The organism is Prevotella sp. E13-17 (genome assembly GCF_022024035.1).
Lineage (GTDB): Bacteria > Bacteroidota > Bacteroidia > Bacteroidales > Bacteroidaceae > Prevotella.
This window is the reverse complement of record NZ_CP091787.1, coordinates 167,586-187,410: the sequence shown is the minus strand read 5'-3', so window position 1 is coordinate 187,410 and position 19,825 is coordinate 167,586. Positions and strand designations below refer to the sequence as shown.

Annotated in this window: 10 protein-coding genes; 1 reads left to right on the top strand and 9 read right to left on the bottom strand. The window is 48.9% G+C overall.

The features are described 5' to 3' along the window. Positions 1–4: 4 nt before the first annotated feature. Positions 5–415 carry an rRNA maturation RNase YbeY gene (gene ybeY, locus L6472_RS00560; RefSeq protein ID WP_237806219.1) on the top strand — a complete coding sequence of 137 codons (411 nt, stop codon included), beginning with the start codon at positions 5–7 and terminating at the stop codon, positions 413–415. Here the strand turns inward: ybeY and coaD are convergent. The 9 genes from coaD to L6472_RS00515 all read right to left on the bottom strand — a co-directional run bounded on the left by coaD (position 402) and on the right by L6472_RS00515 (position 19,818). After that, the gene (gene coaD, locus L6472_RS00555; RefSeq protein ID WP_237806217.1) at positions 402–869 is read right to left on the bottom strand and encodes a pantetheine-phosphate adenylyltransferase; all 468 of its coding nucleotides are present in this window, start codon (positions 867–869) and stop codon (positions 402–404) included. The genes ybeY and coaD overlap by 14 nt on opposite strands. 59 nt (positions 870–928) lie before the next feature. Next, a complete protein-coding gene (locus L6472_RS00550) occupies positions 929–1,144 on the bottom strand; it encodes a helix-turn-helix domain-containing protein (RefSeq protein WP_255777057.1) in 216 nt (71 codons plus the stop codon). Between the two features lie 31 nt (positions 1,145–1,175). Further along, on the bottom strand, positions 1,176–2,837 hold the full coding sequence (locus L6472_RS00545; RefSeq protein WP_237806213.1) for a response regulator: 1,662 nt from the start codon (positions 2,835–2,837) through the stop codon (positions 1,176–1,178). Positions 2,838–3,232: 395 nt separating this feature from the next. Next, positions 3,233–4,273, bottom strand: a complete 1,041-nt coding sequence (ruvB, locus tag L6472_RS00540) for a Holliday junction branch migration DNA helicase RuvB (protein WP_237807947.1) — start codon at positions 4,271–4,273, stop codon at positions 3,233–3,235. A gap of 685 nt (positions 4,274–4,958) precedes the next feature. Further along, a complete protein-coding gene (locus L6472_RS00535; protein ID WP_237806211.1) occupies positions 4,959–10,553 on the bottom strand; it encodes an FIVAR domain-containing protein in 5,595 nt (1,864 codons plus the stop codon). A 49-nt stretch (positions 10,554–10,602) separates the two neighbouring features. Then, the gene (locus L6472_RS00530) at positions 10,603–10,788 is read right to left on the bottom strand and encodes a hypothetical protein (protein ID WP_237806208.1); all 186 of its coding nucleotides are present in this window, start codon (positions 10,786–10,788) and stop codon (positions 10,603–10,605) included. Between the two features lie 27 nt (positions 10,789–10,815). Beyond that, on the bottom strand, positions 10,816–14,622 hold the full coding sequence (locus tag L6472_RS00525; protein ID WP_255777056.1) for a SusF/SusE family outer membrane protein: 3,807 nt from the start codon (positions 14,620–14,622) through the stop codon (positions 10,816–10,818). Between the two features lie 74 nt (positions 14,623–14,696). Beyond that, entirely contained in the window at positions 14,697–17,636 is a 2,940-nt protein-coding gene (locus L6472_RS00520; protein WP_237806204.1) for a hypothetical protein, read from the bottom strand. A gap of 49 nt (positions 17,637–17,685) precedes the next feature. After that, a complete protein-coding gene (locus tag L6472_RS00515) occupies positions 17,686–19,818 on the bottom strand; it encodes a TIM-barrel domain-containing protein (protein WP_237806202.1) in 2,133 nt (710 codons plus the stop codon). Positions 19,819–19,825 lie beyond the last annotated feature (7 nt).

Below are 19,825 nucleotides of genomic sequence, written 5' to 3'. Positions count from 1 at the left end.
GACGATGATAACCTACAGTTCTGAAAATGTGAAGTTCCCCGCCATCAAGCGACGCGAGACCACAGCATGGATTAAGAAGGTGGCAGCCACCTATCAAAAGAAGATAGGCGAGGTTGGCTACCTCTTCTGCGACGACGAACACATCCTGGAGGTAAACCGCGAGTACCTGGGACACGACTATTACACCGACATCATCACCTTCGACTATTGCGAGGGCAATGTGCTCAACGGCGACCTGGTCATCTCGCTCGACACCGTACGTTCCAACGCAGAGCTCTTCAAAAAAACCTACGACGAAGAGCTACACCGCGTCATCATTCACGGCATCTTGCACCTGTGTGGCATCAACGATAAAGGTCCGGGAGAACGAGAGATTATGGAAGCAGCCGAGAACCGTGCCCTCAGTCTTCGTTAGCCGTCGGCAAGAAGTCGCTGACATCTACTCCAAAGTGCTGCAACTCTCGCACCATCGATGACGACACGCTCGACAGCTGTGGTTCGCTGTAGAGAAGGATGGTCTCTATCTCGCCACCACTGATCTGACGGTTGATATCAGCCTGCTCACGTTCGTATTCAAAATCCTTTACCGAACGCACACCTTTCACTATGTAACGGGCACCCACGCCACGAGCAAAGTCAATAGCCAATCCATAGTAAGGTTTTACCTCAATACGCGCCTCGTTGCGATAAAGTTCGGCAATGGCTTGCACACGTGTTTCGGCAGGCACCATACCCGGCTTCGACACATGGTCGCCCACGACGCCAATGACCAGACGGTCGAACAGTGGCAGCGCTCTTCTGACGATAGAGTCATGTCCAACGGTAAAGGGATTGAAACTCCCAACAAAGATACCAATCTTCTCTTTCATGGGCACAAAAGTACAAAAAAAAGGCAAGAATCAAAACGTTCTTGCCTTTTTTCTTTGCCTTACTTCCCCTTCCTCTGATTCAGGTCTTTCGACAATTCCTTGAAGAAGTCATGGTTCAAGATAATGCAAAACTGCTCCAACAATTTAGTATTAATATCCTTACGTGCATAGATGTTGTAGATGTTGGTGCGCTCGCAATTAATAATCTTAGCGATAGCGATGGCAGACATTTTTTTCTCTTTCATCACCTCTCTGATTCTGTTTCCGATGTGCATAGTTTTCTTGAATTAATAATTTGTAAATAATCTATATTTGTTTCCGATATTGCGATGGAGTAATGTCGAACGTCTGTTTGAATATTCGACTAAAATAGGCCACATCATCGAAGCCACATCTCTGCGCCACATCGCCGATAGTCATATTAACATCGGCCTTCAACAGTCGTTTAGCACGCGCCAGACGTAGTTGCATGATGTAGGTGGACGAGTTCTGGTTGGTGATGGCCAACATTCGACGGTTCAGTTGACTGCGACTCATGGCCATTTCCTTGGCCACGCTCTCAATGTCCACATTTCCAGAGGCCATCAAGCGGTACACCACATCCAGCAGATGGGTCATGAAAGCTCGATCTTTTCGTGGCAGACTCTCCACAGACACCTCTGCCTGTCCTGCCACTTCTTCAAACTTCTGTTTCAGCAGCCGCTGTCGCTCAATGAGCTTACGCACCCTGACCACCAGTTCCTCAGAGTTGAACGGCTTCATCAGGTAGGCATCGGCACCTGCCTCAAGTCCTCTAATCTTGTCGTCCTCGGTAACCTGCGCCGAGATAATAATCACTGGAGTATGGTTCAGCTGGTCGTTATTCTTCACCTGACGACAAAGTTCCAATCCATCCTTATCACCAGGCATCGTGACATCGGTAATGATAATATCGGGCATATTTTCCAAAGCCTTTTCCATTCCTTCCTTGGCACTACGAGCATAGATCAGCTTACACTGTTTCAGGTGCATGCCAATATAGTATGCCAAATCTTGGTTGTCTTCAACAATCAGAACTACAGAAGAATCGAGTGCCGACAGATTCTTGTCCTTCAGCGTATTGTCTGCAGGCTTTTTCTCCGATTCTACTGACAATGATGCAGTCGTATCTGCTTCTGAGGCAACGAGAGGCACAACCTTTCCTGCATATTTCATAGGCAGACGCACCGAAAAAGTGCTACCTTTGCCCACCACGCTCTCTACCGTGATACGTCCCCTCATGGCCTCCACCATCATCTTTGCCATTGGCAAACTTAACATGGTGCCAGCATCAGCCATAGAATTATCAGCATGATTACACATGTCGAATATACGTGGCAACAGGTCGGGTGCTATACCAGCACCATTATCTTTAACCTGTACCATGAGTTCCGCACCGTTGACCACTTCTAACGAGACATCTATGTTACCATAGTCACCTGTGTACTTGATGGCATTTGCCAACAGCTTTGACAGGACACGATGTATGTAGGCAGGCACAAAGTCCATTTCAATAGACGTCAGCGAGTGATGATATCTCAAGTGCTGACGCTTACTGTCGGCATCGTGCTGATGGTTCTGCAGAATCATACCCACATAGGCCACCACATTGCCATGCCTCCATTTAGCCTCGCCAATGACCGACTGAACACGCGTAATATCTAGCAAGGTTGTCACGAGTGCCAAAAGCGTTTCTGTCTGTCTAACCAACATCCCCGCCGTTGTTGGCACGGAAATATTATTTTCTTCGCTTGGCTTTTCAAGTTGCTGTCCCAATCCCTTGATGAGCGAGAGCGGATCTCTAAACTCATGAACCACACTCAACAGAAAGCGTTCACGCATAGCAATGGTCTGCTGCATCATCTTTCGGCGGTGTATGCTAACACGTAGTTGAATGGTCAATAAAATCACCAACACCGACAAAATCACCAACACCGCGATTAGTGCCACAATGAGAATCGCCTGACTAAAAAACAGAGTCTCACTCTGCGCAGACAAAGCCAAGACTGGGAGTGCCGACAAAGCTGAAACAGTTGTTATGATAAGCCTCAGATAGGTGCGCATCTTATTGTTAGTCTATAATCACGTTCTAAATAATATTGAAGCAAAAGTACAAAAAAAATTAGTTTTAATCTTCACGATGAGCAAAAAATGATAGCTATTTATAGCTTTTCCATAATCACAATTTTACATCGTATTTAACTGCTATTCAGGTTATTACAAGCACAAATGCATCATAAACACAAAACAAGGAATCTAAAAAAGATTGATAAGTCCAAAAATTCAGATAAAAGAAGAACACCAATATTCTCCTTTTTTAGACAATACGAACTGAAAAGCAACCATTATTCATCAAATAGCCCTGGCTGCATGACACCTCCCGAATATGGATTACGACCAAAATGCCGATAGGCCAACTCGGTGACCATGCGTCCACGTGGTGTGCGTTTGATGAAACCCTCCATGATGAGGAAAGGCTCATAGACTTCCTCTACCGTTCCGGCATCCTCGCCAATGGCGGTGGCAATAGTGGTGATACCCACTGGACCGCCACGGAACTTGTCGATAATGGTGAGCAGTATCTTATTGTCTATCTCGTCTAACCCATATTTATCAATATTGAGTGCCGTCAGAGCCACACGCGAGATGGCAGTATCAATGGCACCATTTCCTTTCACCTGTGCGAAGTCTCTGACACGACGCAGCAACGCATTGGCAATACGTGGCGTGCCACGACTGCGCCCTGCTATCTCGATGGCGGCATCTTCGGTGATGGGCACGTCCAAGATAGATGCCGAGCGCTCGATGATGCGTGCCAGCGTTTCGGGGTCGTAGTACTCCAGGTGCATGTTGATGCCAAAGCGTGCGCGCAGTGGTGCGGTGAGCAGTCCGCTGCGTGTGGTGGCCCCCACCAGCGTGAAGGGATTCAGGTCTATCTGGATAGAGCGAGCCGAGGGGCCCTTGTCTATCATGATGTCTATGCGATAGTCCTCCATGGCCGAGTAGAGATACTCCTCGACCACGGGCGACAGGCGGTGAATCTCGTCGATAAACAGCACATCGCGCGGCTCCAGCGAGGTCAGGATGCCAGCCAGGTCACCGGGCTTGTCGAGCACCGGTCCGCTGGTAATCTTGAAGCCCACACCCAGTTCGTTGGCAATGATGTTAGACAACGTGGTCTTGCCCAGACCTGGAGGTCCGTGCAGCAGGGTGTGGTCGAGCGGTTCGCCACGATACTTAGCAGCCTCAACAAACACTTCCAGATTCTCTACAATTTTCTGTTGTCCGCTGAAGTCGCCGAAACGCAGTGGTCGCAGGGCATTCTCGAAATCCTTTTCGCCGCCACCAGCATACCGTTCTTCCCGTATATCGAAGTCTTCGTCCATCATTTACGCTGCAAAGATACGAAGATAAAATCAAATTGTGGCCATTATTATTTGAATTTTGGCCAAAATTACAAAAATTAGTAGTAACTCTAACCTTTGAAAGGGCTCAGTAGAAATTTAGTGGACTCAGTTGCAATTGCATAGGTTTCGCGATGCTCCCCGAGTCTTGAATTGGCATTTCCAGAGTCTGGAGAGGGTCGTTTTAACGTCTAAAAGCACGTATTCTAAAGTCTTGAAGAGGCGCTTCTGAAGTCTAAAACCGAAGCTTTCATTTCTGGTCTAGCCCCTGGATGCTCTACATCCAGCCCTTAGAACGACCGCATCCAGGGGCTAAAATGACCCGTTCCAGGGGCTGGATGCGCCACATCTAGGGGCTGGACGGACATCAAAAGTAAAGCTATTACAATGCAAAAGCGAAACTATAACAAGACGAAAGCAGCACTATGACAGTGCGAAACCGTTCCTATCCCGACCAAGAACAACCCCACCCCGACCCTCCCGAGGAAAGGCTGGGCTGGGGTTCCTTTTGGAGAACCAGGGTGGAGTTTTCCTTCGGAGGGCTCCCATTGGTTTTCAGGACCGAAGCCCCTTCAAACAAAACGAAGCCCGCATGCCATCAAAGCATACGGGCTTCGCCCTATAGTGTCTCAAGACGATTCCGTCGTCTTGAATAGCTGTTCACAGCTTATTTCACCACCACTTTCTTCTTGTTGATGATGTAAACGCCCTTCTGGGCCTTCTTCACCTGCTGACCCTGCATGTTGAATGCCTTGCCAGCCTGGGCTGCAGACTCGATGGCGTTGATGCCGTTCACGATATCTGCCAGGTTGTTGATGGCAGTCTGCAGGTTGGTCTTAGCTGTGGTCAGACTTTCAACGGTAGCATCCTCGGCAGCCAGAGCCGTCTCAGCATTGGTGATGGCTGTGTTCAGAGCAGAAACACTCTCTTCGGTCTTACCGGTGGTGTCCAGACCCTTAGCTGTCTGAATCAGCGTAGAGAGCTCGCTCTTTGCAGTCTCGAGGGCAGGATTACCCATGTAGATCAGACGGAAGTTGTCGATGACGGTCCAGTCGCCATCCAGCTGCTTCTCGTTCTTCTTCACACCGATGGTCAGCTGACCGTCGGTACCTACCTCTACCTCAACAGCATTCCAGTAAGCACCATGCTGGAAGTATTCGATGGCTGCGTTAGGCATGTTGGGGAATGCACCCTTGTCGCTCGTCATCACGTCGTTCAGAGCAGGCACGAGGTCAAGTTCCTCGGTGATATTAGCCAGTTGTTCCTCCTCGTTGTTAGCAAACAGGTAGGCCAGGCGTACAGGCTCGTTGCCATTGTTGAAGGCCTCGCGCTGAGCATCGCCGTTACCATTACGGAAGAAGCCCTGTACCATCACGATATACTTACCGGCTTTCAGACCAGTCAGATTCTGTGAGAACGAGAAGCTGGTGGGCTCGAAGAACTCGTAAGCATAGTCAGCAGCGCGGTCGCCATTGCCATCAGCGGTCGTAGAAACGCGTGCGCCGCCATTGCCACCCTCGCAAGCCTTGGTGTACATGTCGTAGCCGTCCTGACGGTTCAGGCTGGCATTCTTAATCAGGTAAGACACGTCAACGGGATTCTCCACGCTGGCAGCCTTAATCATAGCAGCACGCTCGTCGGCAGTGATAATCATCCACTGGTTCATGGGCTTGTCCAGACCTGTCTGATCGATGCCGATGTTGCTCCAGTACTTCTTGCCATCAGTACCCTTGTTGGGGTTGTAGCCCAACAGGAAGCCGTCCTGACCAGTAGAGCTGATATTGTAAACGCCCTCCTTGCCATCTACAGGCAGGAAGTGCCAGATGTCTTGAGCGCGGGTATCAACATAGCCATTGTAAGCCATCCAACCGTCACCGCGACCTGTCTTGAACTTGAAGTTGTTGGTCTCAGGTTTATCAAGGTCAACGAGTTCAATCTCGATACCTACCTGGTCAACAGCAGCATGAGTGTTCCAGTCAGAGCCAGTGCCCAAGAACATGCCGGTACCAACGTTGAACAGATAAACCTTGCCGGCAGCAGGAGCGCTACCCTTGAAGGTTGCTGCAGTGCTCAGGGCGTTGATCTTACGAGCAGCGCTCAGATCGTAGAGAGCCTGTTCTACCTCAGCAGCAGTCGTAGCCTCGGCCACAGCCGTCTCGGCAGCACCGGTAGCATCAGTCAGCAGCTGAGCAACAGAAGCACGTGCCTCGTCGTCCTGCTCAGTCTTTGCCAGAGCAGCGGTAGCCTTCAGGGCCACGATGTTCACAGCCTTAGCAGAAGTCAGCGCAGTATTCAGCGTAGCAGTTGCAGTAGAAAGCTCGTCCTCATCAGTAGAAGTCTGCTTGCCCTTAGCATCTGTCAGAGCAGTAGTCAAAGCACCAGCCAGAGCATCAGAGGTTGTAGTAGCATCGAAAGCCTCAGCAGCAGCGATAGCATCATTCAGAGCTTTCTGATATTCTGCCAGACCCATGCTGTTACCCATGTAAACCAGGCTGAAGTCATCGAATGCCAGCCAGTCTTGATCGTTGGCCTCCAGCTTCTCCAGACCGATGGTCATCTGACCAGTGGTTACCTGTGAGGTAACACCAGCATTCAGATAGCTATTAGGATAATCCTGGAAAACACGGTTGAAACCATCTGCGTTGTCAGGATAGTGTCCATAAGGAGCAGTTGCATCAGCAGCAGGATAGAAGAACAGACCATCCACCCAGTTCTCGCTGGCACCATCGAGGATAGACATCATTGGAGCCTTGTCCTCATTGATGAAGTAGTTGGCCAGGATACGTTCCTCACCAGCCTGACGACGAGCCACAACCTGATCTTTGTCGCCATCACGATAGTAACCCTTCAGGGTCAGCTTATACTGTCCGTTGGGGATATTAGCGATCACCTGTGAGAGCTTAAAGCTCTTAGAGTTCCAAATAGCGTAAGAACGACGGTTTCTGTACCAGCGCACATCATCGCGGGCACCGCCATCAAGGTTCATGTCCCAAGTCCATGCAGCGGCACGTTCATTCTCATTAACGAAACGTGGGTCGCTAATCAGGAAGGTGGCATCAACAGGATTCTCAACAGTAGCGTTCTCTTTCATGAACTTGATACGGTCTGCCTTGGTAACGAGCTGCCACTCAGCAGCACGACCTGTGTTCCAGTCCAAGTTATTGTCATTGTTCAGACTCAGCACGCGGCCATCATCGGCCTTGATCTGGTAAGCGATCACACCCTCATTGGTGTTCAACTTCTCAAGCTTCCATGCAGAAACATCACTTTGAGTATCCAGATAGAAGTTGCTGATATTCATGCTATGATTATGACCGAACTTAGGATCGAGTTTATAGCCACCATCAATGGCGCTGATTCCGAATTCGAATCCATAGTCACCAGTAGCACCACGGGTATTCCAGTCGCCAGTGTTCTTATCGTTGTTCTGCAGCCATAGACCGCTTGTGGGGTTATAGATGAAGAAGTCGCCATCAGCAATCTCGTTACCTGCATAGTCAGATTTCACAATGACAGTCTGCCACTCGGTAGCATACAGCACAGGGTGTCCACCCTCAGCAGCACTCAGATACCATACATAAGGAGCAGCCTCAGCCAACTTAGCATAGACAACGCCATTGGTAAAGTCTTCCATGTTGACATGCGTGATAGCAGGCCAGTTGACCATAGGGTCGAAGCAGTTTGTAATCTGGATATTGTTACCACGAGCATAAGACTCACCATTGATTACAGCACCCATGTTATAGCAGTTCACAGTGATTGCATCGTTGCCAAACCAGCCAGACAGACCGCCAGCCTCGTTACCCGACTTGATAGCACCGGTATTGTAGCAGTTCTTCGCGGTGATCTTCAGCTCGCCAGAGGTGTTGCAACCTACGAGTGCACCAGCATTCTGATTGACAGTCTCTACGGTACCTTCATTACCCAAGCACTCCAGCAGAGCAGAGCCGTTACCACTTACATGTCCAACGAAGGCAGCAGCATAAGCCTTACCCTTGACAGAGCAAGAAGCATCGATGGTGAAGTTCTTAACCACAGCACCATTGTCAATCTCGTTGAAGAAGCCTACGTTCTGTGTCTCGGGCAGGTTGATCACCATGTTCTTCACGATGTGCCGCTGACCGTCGAAGGTACCTGTGTAGTGATTAGAAGCATTACCGATACCAGTGAATGTGACACCATCGAAATCAATATCGGCAGTCAGACGAGCATTAGCATTGCCCTTACCACCATTCACGAGTGCTGCAAACCATACCACGTCAGCAGCTTTTGCCAGGTTGTAGGCACCTTCTGTCTCGACAATATAGTTGACGTCAACCGCATTACATACCGTGCAGAAGCCATCGACAAAGTTATGCTCGTCAACCGTTGAGCCCTCAGTGTTGGAGAAGGTCACCGAAGTGCCTTCCTTCGGCGTGATACCGTCACACTGCAACTGTCCGTTGGCATAGACAACAGCTTCACCGAAAGGATAAGGTTGTGCATCACCCTCATCACCCAGCTTTTGATACCAAGCTACATCGGTGCTGCTGTTACCATTCAGCAAGTAGGCCAGTTTACCAGAAGTGAGGTCTTCTGCGGTGAACGCAGTTCCTTGTTTTCCCTCAATCTGATAGACATTCTGGCCCTTTACTTCATCCTTGCGCCACAGGCCTACACCATTGGTCACAGCACCCGTGCTGAAGCAATTCTTGATAGTAGAGTTGCTGCTACCCATCCAAGCGCAGATGCCAGCATTCTCGTTGGCACCGACAATAGCACCTGTGTTATAGCAGTTCAAAATATGCACTTCCTTCTCTGAGCAACCAATGATACCAGCAGCATTGTTGCCCGTACCATTAATATTTGCCTCATTACCACAATTACGAACAATCACGCCGTCGCCCCACACATGGCCCAGGATACCAGCTGCAAAGGCAGCGCCCTGGATGGTGCAAGATGCGTCGATAATGACATTTTCAATAATGGCACCACCTACAGCCTGACCAAACAGTGCCTGATTGTTATTGCCTGCAGTCGTGGTAAGCTTCAGGATGCGATGACCCTGCCCATTGAAATGTCCCTTAAAGTCGTGGGCATCCTGACCAATAGGTATCCACGTCTGGTCTGTCATGTCGATGTCTTTGGTCAGCACGGCATTGGCTCCACCATTGACAGTCCGGACAATCTCTGAATATTTCTGCAAGGCAGCGGCACAGCCTATCTGATAAAAGCCTTCTATCGCCTGTAAGTCACCACAGACGGTGCAAATACCATCAACATAGGCGTGTTCATCGATGGTAGAACCTGCTTCGTTTGAGAAAGTCAGGCTACTGCCTTCCTTAGGAGTCATACCGTCGCACTTCAATTCGCCATTAGCATAGACAACGTCGGTGCCGATTACTGTAGGTTTATCATCGGTACCAATTTTCTGGAACCAAGCCACATTCTCGCTGCTCTTGCCATTCAGCAAGAAGCAAAGTTCACCACTCTGAGCCTGTAGATCAGTAGCAGCAATAGCCCCTTTGTCGTTCTTCAAACCTTCGATACTACCCAGATAATAGCAGTTGATGACCATACCATTATTACGGCAGATGACATCATTGTTTGCATCTTTCTTCACATTCAGTGTCGCAGCCACAAGACAGTTGCGAATCTCGTTGGTGTTATTACTGTTGTTGGTCCATCCCACAAGACCACCGCAGCCCTCACGGTTGGGAGCATTGATGGTGCCAAGGAAGGCACAGTTTTCGATGATGTTAGCACCATTGACATCCTCAAAGCTTGCACAAAGACCACCATGAGTGGCGTCACCGCCCTCTTCATCGTTGATGGTCACATAGCTGGCACAATTTTGTATTTTTGCGCCACTCTGCCACAAGCCACCAACAAGGCCGGAAGCCAGCTTTGACTTGGTGGTGATACTACCCTCAACAATCAGGTTCTTGATTGTAGCACCGTTGATACGACGGAAAGGAGCTACACGCTCTTCGTTCAGGTTATAGCTGACAATCAGCTTATGTCCCTGTCCGTCGAAGACACCGCGATAAGGTTTACCGCCACCATTGATACCCACCATGGCATTACCTTCCACGGTGATATCGGCAGTAAGAACAGCGTTCAGACGTTGGTCGGTGCCATCATTGTGCAAACTACAAAAGTCTGCCCAGTCAGCGGCTGTACCAATCTGATAGACGCCCTCGACCTGATCAAGTGCCATAGCACCCATACTGGTCAGCCAACTGACGGCCAACACAAGCATTAATCTTAGGTTCTTCTTCATAAATAAAACAGTTTTAAGTTAATAAAAAAGTTGTTGATCACTATATATATTATTCTTCAGATTCGTTTTCTTCATCAGCCCAGATATCATTGTGGCGACGGGACAATCCCACCGAAGGATCCGAGGGAGTAGGATCCGGGATAAGTCCTGGCTCGCCATCAACCTTACCAGAAACAGCCATTAGCTGTTGCATCTGTATTTCCACCACTGTTACTGTTGGGGATACATATATCATTTTCTTCATAGTCATATACCTTATTTATTATTTAACAACTTGTTTCTTTCCGTTTACAATATAGAGTCCTTTCTTCAACTGAGAAACCTTGCGACCCTGCATATCATAGACAGCATCCTGAACCTTCATCAGTCCGTCCTCAATAGAAGCAATGCCTGTCGTCTCTTCGTCGATGACAAAGTTCGTTAAGCGAGCACCACTACCCGTGTTGTGGAAATAAGCGCGGAAGGCTTTCAGATTACCAGTACCATCACTTGGTGTCAGCTTATTGCCTGCAGCCACGAACAGATCGTTAGCCACAACAGCTGTTGGCTGATAGATACCAGTAAATTCATAGCCACCCTCTGTTGTTGCAACAGGATCAGTAGCATCGAGGTCAACAGTCAGTTCCTTCTCACTCATAGCCTCAGAAGGCATAACCAGATAAGCCTTACCAGCCTCAGTTGAGGTAACAGTAGTGAAATTCAGCGTCTCGCCAGTAGCACCAGTCAGTTCAGCCACCTTAGCACCGGCGCCAAAGAGTGATGCAATCTGCGTAGCATCCAAAGCAAATGGCAAGCAGATGGTGTTCCATGTGCCAGCAACAGTGGTACGCTTCAATGTCAGGTCAACACCATTCTCACTTGAGAAGCGGTTAGGCACATTCTCGCTCAGCACTTTCTTGGCAGGGTCATAGAGCACCGGGTGAGCCCAGCCCTCATATTCCATGCGCCAAACATCTCCGCCCTCAGCATCATACAAACCAGCAAACACAACGCCCATCGTCGTTTCATTTACCTCCATAATTTTGTGATCGCCAGTAAATGCGGAACCCCATGAACCATTATTCGTGCCCCAGTCTCCAGTTCCGAAGTCATAGCAGTTGGTCAGATTGATATCATTACCACGTGAGAACTGATTACCCTGTTGGAAACCATGAGTATCCTCAGAAGTGGGATAGCCAGCAATGCTATAACAATTCTTCAAAACGGCATTACTCATCCAACCAGAGAAGCTACCGCTCTCACCTGCTGTTTCACCAGTTATCTCACCCACATTGTAGACATTTGTCAAATGACAGATATTGTCGTTAAAACGACAGCCAATGATACCACCGGCATTCTGACCAGTTGACTGAACAGGAGCCTCGTTACCACAGTTCTCGATATAAATATCACCAGCACCATAAGTACCTCCAATCAGTGCTGCAACGGCTTTAGAGCCTTTGAAACTACAATTAGAAGCGATGGTAACGTTCTTCACACATGCACCATCGGCTGCACGGTTTACCAAGCCAACGCCTTCACGTGACCAATCCATCTTCATATTGGTAATGATGTGACGCTGACCATCGATAGTACCCGTAAAATTCTTCTCACCAGATCCAATACCAGGGAAGTTTGCAACTTCGGTCATGTTGATGTCAGCAGTCAATTTTGCATTAACAGAAGCATCCTCACGATTAGTCCAAACGGCGAACCAGTTCAGTTCCTTCGCATTACCAATCTGATAATAGCCATCGGTAAGAGTAGCGAATCCAGGTTGAATCTGGTCGCAGGTTACGGAACTTCCATTTACATTTGTGCAGAATCCCCATTCACCATAAACATGTTCATCACGCACTACACCTTTGTTCTCATTTTCGTAAGCACCGCTCTTCACTGTTCCGTCACAGTACTGGTAACCGTTGGCATAGACCACATCTGTTCCAAAGGGCATGGGATAGCTATCAGTGCCTATTTTTTGGAACCAAACAGTCTCACCTATGGCTTCGTTCATAACGTAAGTCATTTCTCCTGTTACGAGCCTAGCATCACTGCCTAACACCTTATAGCATTGAGTAGTTTTAGCATTATTACGTGCGAAGTCGGCACTATTACCATTCTGTGTATAGGAAGTCGGAGCAACGATACAATTAATATACTTGCTGTCGGAACCGCCGCCGGCCCAACCTACTAAACCACCATTACCTTCGGCAGAACCGGTATTGATAGAACCATAGAATGCGCAGTTCTGAAGAGTTACTTTGCCTTCCATATTAGCAAAGAAACCGCCACAAGTTGCGTCGCCATTCGAACCTGTATAGCTTACATCCGTCTTCACCACCACATTCTCAATAAGTGTGCCATCACCATCGGAGCGTCCACCAAGACCACCGACACAGTTATTACCTGCAGATGTAGCACTTCCCTCTACTATAAGATTTCTGATAGTTGCAGCATTAATATAAGCAAATAGACCGGTACGACCTGATCCATTATTCACAATATCAATAGTAACCACATGATTCTGACCATTGAATATTCCACGGAAAGGAAGTGACTGACTCGTACCAATAAATCCTTGCTTATATGCCGTGTAATCGATATCGCCAGTCAGTTTTGCATTGGCAGACTGATTAACCTCTGCCACCATAGCAGCGAACCAGTGCAAATCATTGGCACTACCAATACTGTAATATTCCTCTCCGTCAGCAGTAAGATAGTCATGGTCTAGTGCATTACATACTGAACACCATCCATTTACATAGGTATGAGGAGGGATCACAGAGGTAGATGAATTGCTATATGTCAGTTCACCACCAGCACTTGTACCATCACATTTTAGCTCACCATTAGCATATACCTGAGCATGAGAGGAGAATGGAACAGGATAGTTATCTACTGTACCTGACATGTTCTGATACCAATTGATACTACTCTGATCGCCATTCAATGTAAAACAGAACTTACCGGTTGCAAGGGTGGAAGCATCTACCTTTGTACCCTGATTACCAACATTTGTAAGGTCAAAGCAATTGGTTGCTGTAACAGAACTTGAATTACGATAAAGCTGAGAAGTGCCATCTATATTGCTGATAGTACCACTGTTCCAACAGTTGGTAAAAGTGGTTCCACTCTGTGTCCAGCCTGCAAAAGCTGCACACTGACCATCCTGGCCACTAACAGAACCCATGTTTGCACAGTTCAAGGCCGTTATTTTTGTACCATCTGTTGCACAACCCACAAATGCTGCTGCGTTAGCATCACTATTACCAGTTGAACGTACAGATGCCTTGTTGATAATATTAGTCAATGTCACTGTACCTCCATCGCGAGCAAAGCCAATAATGCCACCCACCTTAGCATTTCCTGTAAAAGAACCATCAATCACGAGATTGTGAATATTTGCTCCATTAGTAGCATAACGGATGAAAGCGACATTGTTATTACTTCCTTTAATAACAGCATTGCTAATGGTATGACCTGCTCCGTCGAACTCACCCTTAAACTTATATTTATCACAGGCCAAGGGGAAGAATCCTTTCTCTGAGAAATCAAGGTCTGCAGTCAAACGAGCCTTTGCAGTACTACTTTCCGCAGATGTTACTTTACCCGCAAACCAGTAGTAGTCATCCACACTGCTAATCAGATAGTAATCACCATCCTTTGAAGGCTCCGTCAGCTTTTCAGCCTTAATTTTCAATGTAGAGGTATTGATAGTCACTCTATACATACCTGCTTCAGCCACATGGTACTTATTGTCACCACTACTGCTGGTTGACAAATCAGCCTCTACACCAGAGGTAAGCAAATAGTTAGCAGATGGTGCCCAATAACCGTCCCAACCTCCAGATGAATTAGGTATTTTGAAGGCTCCGGAATCACCATCACCAACGGTCATTGTACCAGCCCATACCCAAATGTTTTCATCCACATTAACCATAGCCACAGAAGATCTGTTGTATTCCATATTAGATGTAGTCCACCCACATTCTGTGGCACCTCCAACTAGGTAGTGATCTTCTGCCCACACTGTATGTCCAAAGCAAAAACAAAGGACTGATACTAAAGTTAGTTTTAGATTTCGTTTCATATCCATTAGTTTTAATTATTGGTTAGTTATATTGGTTAGTTGTTTTTAAGGTGGGGATATCTGAGGTGATGCACTCACCTCAGATATTTTTTCCCATCCTTGATATAGAAGCCACGAGTCGGTTTGCCAATGCGCTGACCGCTCAGATTATAGATGCGGCCTGACACTGCGCTGACACGAGGACCTGAGATTTCTTTAATAGCAGAGACGATGCCAGTGTTGTAGAGCACTGGATGACCATTCTCCTCACTGCTGAGGAACCAGATGCCTGGTGCTGCCTGATACAGTGAGTTGAACACTGCATCGTTGGTGAAGTCTTCAACAGCACTCTTTGGCATAGATGCCCAGTTGGTGACAGGGTCGAAGCAGTTTGCTACGTTGATGTTGTTGCCACGGGCAAAAGACTCAGAACCGACTCCCTCGACCTTACCCATATTGTAACAGTTGGTGAGCTCGGCCTCATCGCCAAGCCATCCACTCAGACCGCCAGCCTCGATGTCGGCAATGATGGTGCCAGCATTATAGCAGTTGTTCATCACCACCTTCAGCGTGCTGCTGCTATTGCTACCCAGGATACCACCAGCATAGAAGCTCTGTGCACTAACGGTGGCCTCGTTGCCTAGCTGCTCTAAGATCAGCTTGCCAGCAGCCACAACAGGAGTCGAGCCGATAAATGCGCCCACCTCATGACGACCAGCAAAGCTACAGCTGTTGTCAATCGTGAAGTTACGAATCTGTGCACCTTCGCCTACCACACCGAAGAAGCCCACGGGCTCATCGCTCTCAGTCTGTGTCATGGTCAGGTTGCTGATGATGTGACCCTGACCATCGAATGTAGCAGCAAAGGGTTTGGCAGATGTACCGATACCTGCAAAAGTGATATCCTTGAAGTCTATATCAGCCGTCAGACGTGCACTCTTCACCTCGTCGTTCTTAGCATAGGCAGCATACCATACCAGGTCGGCAGCACTGCCAAGCTCGTAGATATCGCCCACCGGCTGCTTATAGTCCATATCGGCGATGCCGCATACGGTGCAGACGCCCATTTCCCACTGGTGGGGTTGATAAACAATCTGTGCATCCTTGTCGTTGGTGAAGGTGGTTGTGCCCACAGGCTGACCATCACAGGTGAAGGTGCCCGAAGGATAGACCAGTCCATTCTCTACACCGCAGGGCAAAGGCAGTTTGTCGGTACCGATGCGCTGCAACCAGATGCCGGCAGGCTCATTGTCGTTGAGCAGATAAGCCAGCTGACCGGTGGCGGTAATATCGGCAGATACCTTTTGTCCTTGCTCTGAGAACTGACCATTGCTTATCACATAGACAGCTGTCAGGTTTGAGCAGTTTCGTACTACTGCCATTGAGTTGCCACTGCAAGTCAGCTCCGTGGCAGCCACCAGGCAGTGACTGAAGCTGACCTCTTGGCCACCATTGGCATAACCCAGCAGGCCACCATCGCCAGTGGCGTTAGGCGTCTTGATAGAACCATAGAAGCCACAATTAGTAATCGATCCCTGATCGTGCATATAAGCGCCAATACCACCTACGGTAGCATCGTCGCCACTGCTGCGTTCGAAGTTGATAAAGCTGGCGCAGCATTCAATCTTTGAGGCACCGCGCGAGCCGGCAAAGATACCACCCGAACAAGGGTTGTTCTCGTTCTGGATAGTACCATCGGTGATAAGGTGATGTATGTAAGCATCCTTCAGATAACGGAAAAGTGCCACGTTCTTCTGATTGACACGGTAGTTCACCGTGACACGATAGCCCTGTCCGTCGAATTCACCTTGATAGGCATTCTCGTTGTCGCCGTCGCCAATCATGTCTTGATAGTTGCTGAAGTCCACATCAGCAGTCAAACGGGCATTGATAGCACGGTTCTCGCTGCTATTGACCAAAGCAGCAAACCAATGCAAATCCTGCGCCGAAGCCAAAGAATAGAAGCCCTTGGCATCAGCCTGCAGGTAGTTAGGCTGAATGGTGTGACACGCAGAGCAGAAGCCTGTGCCGTCCCACTGGTGCTCGTCGCGCACGGTACCTTCGGAAGAGTTGCTAAAAGTCACCTCACCCTTAGGTGTGCCGTCGCACTTCAGAAGACCGTTGGCATAGACGATGCCCTTGCCTTGTGGCGAAGGCACATTGTCTGTACCGATGGTTTGAAACCAGGCTGGGTTATCACTTTTGTTACCATTCAGCAGGAAACAAAGCTGACCACTCTTAGCCAGTTCGTCGGTAGCAGCAATGCCACCCTTCTCGTTTTTCAATCCTTCGTAGTTGCCCACGAAATAGCAGTTCTCTGCAACACCATTATTGCGGAACAGTATCTCGTTGTTGTTATTCTTCTGAACGTTGAGCGTAGCCGCAACCAGACAGTTGCGAATCACATTGCCACCATTGACCCATCCTACCAGGCCACCACACCCATTACGGTTGGGGGCATTGATGGTGCCAAAGAAGGCACAGTTCTCTATGATGTTGGTACCATTCACGTCCTCATAGCTTGCACAAATGCCTGCATGTGTTGCATCACCACTGTTCGTGTCGTTGATGGTCACATAGCTCACGCAGTTCTGAATCAGTGAACCACTCTGCCACAATCCTCCGACAAGACCAGAGGCCAATTTCGACGTGGTGGTAATCGTACCTTCAACAATGACATTCTTAACAGTAGCACCATTGATTCGACGGAACGGTGCCACACGATCTTCGTTCAAGTTATAGTTGACAATCAGTTTGTGTCCCTGACCATCAAAGATACCACGATAGGGCTTTCCGCCACCGTTGATACCCACCATGCTGTTGCCCTCGACGGTGATGTCAGCCATCAGGACGGCATTTAAGCGCTGGTTACTGCCCGTATTGTGCAGCGTACAGAACTCGCTCCAGTCCTGAGCAGTAGCAATCTGATAGACACCATCAACAGGCTCGATAGCCATGACAACAGTGTTTGTTAGCCATGCCGAAGCAATGGCTAACAAAATACTGAGTTTATAATGATTCAACGTTTTTATCATATTGTAAAGGTTAGGTATTGTATAAGGTGTTTGTATTGGTTGAGTGTTATTACTTCTTGATCTTCATGGATGCCCGATTGCCCTTCTGCCAAGCAGAGTACTGCACCTTACCGCCTTTTACATAGGCAATACGCAACGTGCGCTGTGGCTTCTCCATTTGGCCCTCCACCTTATTTATATTAACAGAGAGCTGCTTCTTGTTGAGCGAAGCCTCGATCGTTGAGAGGCTGTAGTTGCCTTCACGATATGAGAATCCATCGCCCTCGTCCTCATAGAGCTGACCTTTAGCGCTGCCATTGTCATCCAGACAGACATAGAGTGTGAGCGAGTCGGTGGTCATCTCGGCGGTGCTCTGTGCCAGGTTGGCCATCGGAATCACCGAACCAGGACGCTGACGAAGCTCTGACTGATAGATGTCGGTGTTCTGCTCCAGCGTGAAAGGCTGCCATGAGCCACCATTGGGCTGGGCAACATTCTCAGCCCAACGCGGTGTGATCATCAGATCACCGCCCAACAGGAAAGCCTTGTCCTCGCTACGCAGCGAGAGGTCCTTAGCATCGGCCATGAACAAGGGGCGCATCACGGGCATACCGTCAACGCTGGCCTCGCGGAAGGCGGTGTAGATATAAGGCATCAGCTTGTAGCGACGCTCAATGGCAGTGCGACAACTGTTGAGCACCTCGGGGGTAAACGCCCAGGGCTCCTGGTCGATACTGCCGTCGATGGTGTGGTTGCGCACAAAGGGGAAATAGACACCCATCGCGGTCCAGTCGGCTACGAGCTCGGCTGTTGAGTTTTCACAGAAACCGCCAATATCAGGTCCATTGAAAGGCTGTCCGGAAAGTCCGAGTGTCAGCGTCATCGGCACACTGAGTTTCATCTGATCTACCGACGAGAGGTTGTCGCCCGTCCAGGTGGCAGCATAGCGATGACCACCGAGGAAGTTAGAGCGGGAAAGGATGAAAGGACGCTTGTTGGGGTTGGCATAAAGCAGTCCCTGACGGCTGGCACGAACCATGTTCAATCCAAAAACATTATGGAAGCGGGCATGTGGGCCAGGCAGTACGCCATCGCCACCCAAGTGCATGTTGTCCACAGGCATGGTACCATCAGGACCACCGAAGACAGAAGGCTCGTTCATATCGTTCCAGACGCCGTCGATACCCGTAGCCATATAGTCCTTATAGAGTGTAGCCCACCACGTGCGCACCTCAGGGCGTGTGAAGTCAGGGAAGTGGCAAGGACCGGGCCAGCAGTTGCCTACAAAAGGTTTGCCGTCCTTATCCTTCACCCAGTAGTCGGCTGCAGTGCCTTGGTCGTCCACGAAATAGCCGTTCTCGACCTTCACTCCTGGATCAATCATATACACAGCCTTCAGGTTCTTGCTGTGCAGATAGTCGTTCAGTCCTTTGGGGTCAGCGAACTCCTTGGGGTGGAACGTAAAAATCTTGTAGTTGTCCATGTAGTGGATATCCATCCAGATGACATCGGACGGAATACGGTTAGAACGCAACAGATCGGCAATCTCCTTCACGCGGGTGTCGGGATGATAGCTGAAACGACACTGCTGGTAGCCGAGCGACCACAGTGGTGGCAGTTCCATCTTACCGGTCAGGTCAACCAGTGCCTGCATCAGCGCTTGAGGATTCTCGCGCTCAATGACAACCACACGGAAAGCAGGACCCTCACTCTCAAAGATCACCTGCTTGTCCTGTGTGGTAATGCGTTGTTTCCAGGTATTGTCTGCAATAAGTCCAAAGGCGGTACCATCTTTGCGGACGCCCATCACCCAAGGGTGACTCTGGTAGAGGTGCGAACCGTTGTCCACACCGTAGGCAGGTGTGTCGATATTCCACAGGCCCACCGTATAACCATTACGGCGCAGGCTGCCAGTTACCTCGCCTGTGCCATAAAAGTCAACGCCGTCTTCCACATTGACTGTTGCCACGTTTCTGCCTCCAAAAGTGGTGAAGACAGGTCGCACCTTCCAGTCGGCATCCAAGGCATTCAGTGCCGATGGCTCGTGCTCGAAAATTGGTGAAGGCTGGTGCTGTTTTGCATCATAATTTTTGGGATAGAACACCGCCACCTTGTCGTTGGTCATAAAAGCAGTCTGAGCCATCGCTACGGAAGCGATGGCCAGACTACTAAGAAACATACTGACTCTTAAAGTCATCTTCATTATTACT